The sequence below is a fragment of the Faecalibacterium sp. An192 genome, from assembly GCF_002160175.1.
GTDB lineage: Bacteria > Bacillota > Clostridia > Oscillospirales > Ruminococcaceae > Faecalibacterium.
In genome coordinates this window covers 1-7524 of the sequence record NZ_NFKB01000084.1, presented here as the reverse complement: position 1 = coordinate 7524, position 7524 = coordinate 1, and the positions used below count along the sequence as shown (strand labels likewise).

Here is a 7524-nt window from a genome sequence, read left to right as displayed (position 1 = left end):
AGCTTTTGCCGTGCTCATCGAGATAGGTGTAGCGGACGCTGTAGGAGCTGCCGCGTTTGGTGATATATGCCATACTGTGCCTCCTTGATCAAGCGGCCCGGAACAGCCAAGCGTCGAAACTGTCCTTGGGAATGCGGATGCTTCCGCCTACCCGGAGGACACGAAACTCACCGGTGGTGTTGCAGAAGTTATAAGCGGAGCGCAGGCTGATGGCCAGCATCTGCGCCACTTCCTCCACCGTGTACACCAGCTTCTGGGCTTTAGGGCTGTTGGTCGGAGACTTGACGGCATTGGTTTGAGTGACCACCTTCATTGTAGCCGGATCAGAGTCCGACTGCAAGGACTTTTTCGTATAATCCAAAGATTTCACATTCTCGTACATTTTATTACACATAGGCATTGCTCCTTACTTATCGTGGCGCATCGCAGGCTCCTGCGTGCTGCGGTCCTCATAAAATCGAATGACCTCCGGTGGGATACTGTCCAGCGTTTTCAGGGCGGCCTCATAGTCCTGCCGCAGCTTGGCATCCTCCAGACGCTTCAAGACGCTCCCTTCCTTCGCTTTATCCAGCGAGGCAGAGAGCGTCTTGTTCTTCTCTTTCAGCTTTTCGTTTTCGGCGGCGGTCTTGGTGAAGGCTACGTTGTACTTTCGCAGCTGGTCCCTCATCCGTGCTACGTTGGGGATATAGCTGTCCAGCACTTTGCTGATCTCCGCCGCACGGCTCTTACCGTTGAAGGGGTTGATACCCACCAGCAGGGCGTCCAACTGCTCCTTCTGCTTGGTCAGTTGGGTCATCTCCTTGAAGATGCGGGGCGGGATATGCTCTCGCCCGGTCTGGCTGGCGCTTTCGCCCCGTTCCAGCTCCGGGTACTGCTTGACCATGTGCTGCCAGAACTCGTCCTGCCACTTCACAAGGTTCTTGCGGTTGCCGATGATCTCTTTCGCGCTCAGCCGTCCGTCAGGGGTCAGCGGCACAAAGCAGAGATGCAGGTGGGGCGTTTTCTCGTCCATGTGGACAACAGCAGAGAGAAAGGTATCCGGGCACTGTCTGCCCTCCAAAAATTTCAGGGCGTACGCAAAGTACGCCCTGATCTCCCGGTTGTTTTTATCCTTGAAAAACTCCGGGCTGGCGGTGACAAGAGCCTCTACCACCCGCACACTGTCCTTGCGGACACGGCAGTGGGCGGCTATCATGCGGTCGGCTTCTTCCCGGTACTTGCCCTGCGGCTGCACCAGATGGAGGTTGTAGCGGCTCCGGCTCGTGTCGATATCCGGGTTGCTGGCGTACTGCTCCTTGGTGCGTTCGTTGTGGGCTTCGATGGGGCTGATGGCAGGCCCCTTGTACTTTTTGAACCTTAAAATGCCGTATTGGGCTTTCATAGATCGCGCTCCTTCTTGGGGTGTACAAAAAATCTGTACGGACTTCAAATAACCCGTACGGTCTGTACAGCGTACAGAAACCTGAAATATAAACGATATCACGTCTTAATTTTCTTCAATTTGCCGTACAGGTGCGTACAAGTACAGACCGTACAGGTTGTACGAACTTCTTCCGTGAAAAAATGCACTTTTTACGGGCAGGGGTGGACAAGCGGCTCGATGCCCACGAATCCCCGCACCCTGCGGCCACCGGGCAGATAGATGTTGTTGGTGGCTTCAAGGTTATAGCGGCGGTCGTTCTGTCGCAGTTCTGCGTTGAAACGGATCGCCGATACGCTGTGGCAGGCGTTGTCCTCGCACCACTGCTTGTAAATGTCGTAGAACTCCTTGGAACTGATGGAGTAGTCTGCCTTGAAGCGAAAGTAGCCCTCGGATTCCATGAAGTCAATGACATTGTTGCTGCTGCGCTTGATGGTGTCCACGTTGGCAGCGGCTCGTTCGCTGACCGTGAAGCGGAAATCGTTCTGCACCAGCCGGTGCAGCCCTTCCAGACACCAGAGCAGGATGCCTTCCAACTCGGCGCACATCTTCTCCACAAGGAAAGGGTCGTCCGTGCGGTCGGCAGGCTTGTCCTTGGTGGTCAGGATAAGCTGGCGGCGGAAGAAGCCATCCGAATGGTCGTATAGCGAGGTCAGCGCACCGTTGCCGAAACAGAGGAACCGGGCGTAAATGTCCCGCTGGTAGCTCTGGACACCTTTACGCTCCAAGTCCAGCTTGGCTTCGGCAGTGACAATCGTTTTGATATAGTTGGTCTTGGGCAGGGCGTTCATGTCCATGTCATCGTCGATCATGAGCAGGCGGCGTTCCAGATCGGCGCGGGCAAAGCGGTTGTTCTCGACTTTCTGGACGCTGCCATTGCTGGCGGCATCTCCCATGAGCCGTTTCAGCACCAGCCCGATGCGGGACTTGCCCTCGCCGCCCTTGCCGACAATGAGCATCATCTTTTGTCCCTTGGTGCTGGGGATCAGGCAGTAGCCCAGATATTCCTGCAAGGTGGGGATGTCGGCATCGTCCAGCAGTTCGTGCAGAAAGGTCAGCCAGCGATCCGGGCTGGCTGCCTTGGGGTCGTACCTCACAGGTAGGCGGTTCTGGCAGAACAGGCGGCTCTCCTGAAAAGAGCCGTCCGGCAGATGGTACACGCCGTTCTGGAGGTGGATGCAGTCCTGTTCGATGGGGAACGGGTCGGAAAAAGCCAGCAGTTTGATGGTCTCCAGAATGTTGGTGACCTTTTTGGACAGGCCGGAGGTGACATATTCCTCGATGTTCTCCAAGATGCGCTGCTTGATCTCGCTTTCGTCCTCCACCGGGCCGTCCAGCGTGTACAGCGTACCGTTGACGCATTTCAGCGGCCACTGTTCCAGAAAGGCACGGCCAAACTGGACTTCGTCAATCTTCTTGCCGTTGTACCAGTCCGGCCATAAGGGGTTGCGGGAAATGTTTTTCTTCATAGGGTGGCTCTCCTTTAGAAAAGTGAAGTGGTGGGTCTCACCGTGAGACCCACCACTTCAGGTGAATAAATTATTAGGCGCACTTTGCTAGAGCAAGGCGGTCGGTGCGCTCCTCCAGCATCAGCAGGTACGACCCGGACAGCAGCTGTGCGGCGGCAGCGGTCTTCTGCTGGGGCGTCCCAAAAGCAACGCAGTCCGTCAGGTGCTCGATGGTCTCGGTCATGTGGAGGGCTTCCACGAACCGCTCGTCCAGCGGTTCTTCCGGGCTGGCGGGCTTGTAACGCTCTCGCCAGTCGTGCAGCAGGTCGAGATAATCGGTCAGCACCCGCAGGCAGTAGGCGATGTCTGCCCACTGCTCGTCCGTCAGGCCACGCTTGGGCGGCGGCAGAGCGATGGCATTGGCGGGCGGCTTGTCCGGGTCAAGCCCGAAGTCGTGTATCAGCTTCTCGGCGGCTTGCCGTGGGTTCAGGTCGAACAGTTTGGCGGTGAGGTCGATGGCATCTCCATTGGCCCCGCAAGCGAAACAGTAATAGTAGGATTCGTTCAGCATCATACTGGGGTGATTGTCGGAATGGAACGGACAGCGCACCATGCCATGGCGGTCGGGCTCCATGCCGTACATCTCTCCCATCTGTCGAACGGTGATGGCGGACTTGATCTTTTGATATAAGCTCAAAATCTCTCCTTTGGTCAAAGGTTTTGGCACGGATCATTTTGATCCCTGCCACGTTCAAAGCCGGTCTCCCTTGCTGCCTCCCGACAGGAAATCTTTTTGGACTCTGTGCCGGCCCCATGCAGGGCGCTCGCTCCCCCGATGGGAGGTCTTGGCGGTCTGGGCAGTTCGGACGGTCATTCTGTTTTCAAGGTCCTGTTATGAAAGATATTTCAGAGGGCTTTCGCGGGAAGCCCCTAATATGTTCGCTGCTGGGGAGTTAATATGTTTTCTTTCTGTCTATAGGATAGCACCACAATGGCCGCTGTGCCGTATATCCATAATGTCGGAAAACAGGTGCAGAAACTGCAAAATTCCACGCTTATGGACAGGAACCGCCGGAAGTGGTATACTGTGCAAAAAACATCGGAGGTGCGACCATGAACATCAAGCTGACACTGGGAGAACGGCTCAAAGACCTGCGTGTGGAGCGGAATCTGAAGTTGGAAACGCTGGCAGAGCAGACGGGCCTGTCCAAATCGGCGCTGTCGAAATACGAGAGCGACGATGTGACCGACCGCAGCATTTATGCGGTGACAACGCTGGCTGAGTTCTATGGCGTGACCACGGATTACCTGCTGGGTGTGACGGAAAACAAAAAACGCCCAGATGCAGTCCTTTTGGACTTGCATCTGAGCGATGGTGCAGTGGATGTATTAAGGAATGGAAAATTCAATCATCGGCTGCTGTGCGAACTGATTGTGCATGAGAATTTCCGGCGGTTCATGACCGATCTGGAAATCTATGTGGATGGATATGTCAGCGCAAACATTCAAAACCTCAATGCTGGTCTGGAAGCGACCCGGCAAATGCTGAAAAAGAAGTATGCAGCAGATGAAAACGATCTATACATGAGCACCTTGAAGCTGGGGCAAATCGATGAAGATGAGTACTTTGGCCGGGTCTTGTATGACGAGTTGGTGGCTATCCTGAAGAACATCAAGACGGAACACCGCAAGGACAAGACCACTTCGGATGGTGCAATGGTCGATAACTTGATGAAGGAACTGGAGGATGCACAGAAACTTGAAGGGTCTGCGGATGAAAAGAAGATCCGAACGGCATTGAAGGCAATCGGCATCAACTACGATAAGCTGACAGAAGATGAAAGAAAGCTGATAAAGAAGATCCTTTATAAAACGGCAATGCTGAAACCGGGGACACTTGCAGGCAACCGGGGAAAGCACAGACGTTGATCATTTGCCTTGCGCCTGATACCATTCATTGAAGTAACGGTCGCCTGCGTCTGCGTCACTGCCGGGAGTACTCTGCGATTTCAAGAATGCGTTGTATAGAGAACTGTATCCTCGCAGGGGTGTGATCTCCTGCACATCCTTGATGTTGCGATACTGCAGAACCTCGAACTCGTTGCGGTAATTGAGATACGCGATGATTTTATCGGCTTTGATCGTGGCCTGATAAACATGGACAGGCAGTTGGTAAAGGAAATTATTACGACGTGCGAACCACTCTGCAACATCGTAAGAGAGTGACCACGAGAGCGAGAGAGGCGCGCGGCTGATGTCGCTGCTAGAACCACGGTAAATCGTAAAAGTATCGAGATCGCGTACGCTTTTCGGCAGGGCATCGCGCCAATTTTCAGGGCGGATGATCCTTGCCCGGCGAACGTATTTTCGAATAATGGGAGAATGGTCGCCGTGGTTGTCGTAATGCTCCAAGGCAAAACGGCACTTGGCCTCCAACGGCATAAAATCCTCGCAAACATATAGCAGATCTTCCATCATTCGAGCATCGTAGAACGAAGAACGCTCAAAGGTATCCCAGTCTTGGTCGTGGGCGACTTGAACCGCTTTTTGGAACTGGGCATCAAGATAGGGGTCGTTCCGATAGATCATAACACGAGTCGCCTCCTTGCCGTTTTGATGGGGTGGATGGGCTATGAAAAAATAATACTACAAAAACTATGGGATGCATAGCCTTTGCAAGAAATATTCTTCGAAGAAACGACAAAGAGTGCTACTAATACAGGGCGGGGAGCGCTGCTGCGGCAGGACGGGAGAACGTACACCATTGGTTCCTCTGCAAGCCTGCGATGGGTGGGCAAAGACCGTCAACTGCCACGCCCATCCGCGCATCCTTCTGCCACAGAACAGGTGCTTGCCGGAACCTCTCGCAGCCCCTTTTCCGCGTCAGCCGGAACCAAGGTGTAACACACTAGACTTTACAAGCAAAGTCGTGTGCCAAAGGGGTGCTGCGGCCCCTTTGGAAACCCAAGAGAAACGCCCATCAACTGCGCTGCTCGTCCTCGGCCAGTGCGCTGATCCGCTTGCCCATGGCCTTGACCAGAGGAACGACAAGCGCATTCCCCATGGTGAAATAGCGCAGTCGTTCCGGCATCCCGGCTGTCCAATCATCCGGGAAGCCGTTGAGCCGTTCGCATTCGATGGGCGTTAGCGTACGCAGACGTTGGGTCCGTGGGTCTGCGACTACATGGGTGCTGCGGGAAACGAAGCCTTCGCTGGTGAGCATCGTGCGGGCAGGAAGGTCAGAACGATCGGGGAACGCCATGGAACCTTCCGAAAAGAAATAAGTAGAACCGTTCCTGCGGTGGCGGGTCTCCTGCACGGAGCGGAGCAGCTTAAATGCAAAACAGACCAAACCTATTTTGAAGTGACCCCAAAAAGTTAGACAATAATTTGAAATAAAAATAGTTCAAACAGCCGAAAGGGCTTGTTGTCTGTGAATTGCAGGCGGCAGGCCCTTTAGCTTTGCCTTAATACGCCGGTTATTGTAGTAATCCAGATAGTCAATGAGTTCTTGTTTGAAGTTCTGCATGGACTGGAACTTTTGCAGATAAAGCAGTTCACTCTTTAGCAGACCGAAAAAGTTTTCTGCCACAGCATTGTCCAGGCAATTTCCCTTGCGGCTCATACTTTGCCGGACACCTTTAGCTTTGAGCATACGCTGGTACTGCTTGTGCTGGTATTGCCAGCCCTGGTCGGAATGGAGAATCAGCCCGGTTCCATCCGGTATAACTGCAAAAGCTTTGTCAAGCATGGTTGTCACCATACTCAAAACCGGCCGTTCAGAGATGGTATAGCTGACCAAATACCCGTTGTGCAGATCCAGAATAGGAGAAAGATAAAGTTTCTGGCCAAACAGACTGAACTCTGTCACATCGGTGACCCACTTTTGATTTGGCTTTTCTGCGTAAAAATCTCTGTTCAGCAGATTGGACGCAACCTTGCCTACATTTCCTTTGTAAGAGCGATATTTTTTCACTCTGACATGACAAACCAGTCTCAGCTGCTTCATGAGTCTCTGTACTGTCTTGTGGTTCAGATATATTCCTCTGCTGCGAAGCGCAATCGTGATACGCCGGTAGCCATACCGACCTTTATTTTCGTGGTAGATAGCAGAAATCTCTGTCTTTGCTTGTGCGTATTTATCTGTCCTGTGCATCCGCTTTCGGTGGTAGTAGAAGGTGGCACGGGGCAGCTGAGCGATTTCAGGCAGAACAGACAATCGATATTTCGGCCTCAGTTTTTGGACTACCAGGGCTTTTTCCTCTGGCGTCGCTCTCGTTCCAAAACCAAGGCTTGTAAGTTTTTTAAGTATTCGTTCTCCGCTCGAAGTCTCTGAACCTCTGCCAGCAGATCTTCTTCTACCTCTTTCGGTAGCTGCCGAGGACGTCCTTTGTTCCCTCTGCCACGCTGTTCCACTTCAAAACCTTCCGGACCCTCAGTCAGGTAAATTTGCTCCCATTGTTGAATTCGGTAATGGTTGCATACTTGAAAGCGCCGGGCCGTTTCCCGGTAACCCAGCTTTTCTTCCAGCATGGTTTCGATTACCATTTTCTTGAATTCCGGTGTATATCTCTTGTTTGGCTTCCCTTTTGGCACAATAAAACACCCCATTTGTTTTCAGTATACCATACTGTCTAACAAATGGGGTGCAGTTCA

Annotated in this window: 9 protein-coding genes; 1 reads left to right on the top strand and 8 read right to left on the bottom strand. The window is 53.0% G+C overall.

Annotated elements, in window-relative coordinates; all coding sequences use genetic code 11:
• Positions 1-88 precede the first annotated feature (88 nt).
• The 4 genes from B5F27_RS15350 to B5F27_RS15335 all read right to left on the bottom strand — a co-directional run bounded on the left by B5F27_RS15350 (position 89) and on the right by B5F27_RS15335 (position 3565).
• Entirely contained in the window at positions 89-382 is a 294-nt protein-coding gene (locus B5F27_RS15350) for a helix-turn-helix domain-containing protein (protein ID WP_087368950.1), read from the bottom strand.
• Positions 383-406: 24 nt separating this feature from the next.
• Entirely contained in the window at positions 407-1381 is a 975-nt protein-coding gene (mobV, locus tag B5F27_RS15345; RefSeq protein WP_087368947.1) for a MobV family relaxase, read from the bottom strand.
• Positions 1382-1572: 191 nt separating this feature from the next.
• Positions 1573-2889, bottom strand: coding sequence for a phage/plasmid primase, P4 family (locus B5F27_RS15340; protein ID WP_087368946.1), 1317 nt, complete (start codon positions 2887-2889; stop codon positions 1573-1575).
• 73 nt (positions 2890-2962) lie between these two features.
• Entirely contained in the window at positions 2963-3565 is a 603-nt protein-coding gene (locus B5F27_RS15335; RefSeq protein WP_242962215.1) for a CHC2 zinc finger domain-containing protein, read from the bottom strand.
• Positions 3566-3981: 416 nt separating this feature from the next.
• Here B5F27_RS15335 and B5F27_RS15330 point away from each other — a divergent pair, with 416 nt between their 5' ends.
• The gene (locus B5F27_RS15330) at positions 3982-4797 is read left to right on the top strand and encodes a helix-turn-helix transcriptional regulator (protein WP_087368945.1); all 816 of its coding nucleotides are present in this window, start codon (positions 3982-3984) and stop codon (positions 4795-4797) included.
• Here B5F27_RS15330 and B5F27_RS15325 read toward each other — a convergent pair whose 3' ends face one another.
• From B5F27_RS15325 to B5F27_RS17030, 4 genes are all read right to left on the bottom strand, one after another.
• Complete coding sequence (locus tag B5F27_RS15325) at positions 4798-5457, bottom strand: hypothetical protein (RefSeq protein ID WP_087368944.1); 660 nt, start codon at positions 5455-5457, stop codon at positions 4798-4800.
• Positions 5458-5848: 391 nt separating this feature from the next.
• Positions 5849-6130, bottom strand: coding sequence for a DNA cytosine methyltransferase (locus B5F27_RS15320; RefSeq protein WP_087368943.1), 282 nt, complete (start codon positions 6128-6130; stop codon positions 5849-5851).
• 144 nt (positions 6131-6274) lie between these two features.
• Positions 6275-7180: an IS3 family transposase gene (locus B5F27_RS15315; RefSeq protein WP_242962216.1), complete on the bottom strand. Its 906-nt coding sequence runs from the start codon at positions 7178-7180 to the stop codon at positions 6275-6277.
• A gap of 123 nt (positions 7181-7303) precedes the next feature.
• A partial coding sequence (locus B5F27_RS17030) for a hypothetical protein (RefSeq protein WP_206423015.1) occupies positions 7304-7524 on the bottom strand: 221 nt, incomplete at its 5' end.

Excerpts from the sequence above, each read along its gene's own strand:
- B5F27_RS15350 (WP_087368950.1), bottom strand. The coding sequence starts at position 382 with ATGTACGAGAATGTGAAATCTTTGGATTATACGAAAAAGTCCTTGCAG.
- B5F27_RS15325 (WP_087368944.1), bottom strand. The coding sequence starts at position 5,457 with ATGATCTATCGGAACGACCCCTATCTTGATGCCCAGTTCCAAAAAGCG.
- B5F27_RS15330 (WP_087368945.1), top strand. The coding sequence starts at position 3,982 with ATGAACATCAAGCTGACACTGGGAGAACGGCTCAAAGACCTGCGTGTG.
- mobV (WP_087368947.1), bottom strand. The coding sequence starts at position 1,381 with ATGAAAGCCCAATACGGCATTTTAAGGTTCAAAAAGTACAAGGGGCCT.
- B5F27_RS15340 (WP_087368946.1), bottom strand. The coding sequence starts at position 2,889 with ATGAAGAAAAACATTTCCCGCAACCCCTTATGGCCGGACTGGTACAAC.
- B5F27_RS15320 (WP_087368943.1), bottom strand. The coding sequence starts at position 6,130 with ATGGCGTTCCCCGATCGTTCTGACCTTCCTGCCCGCACGATGCTCACC.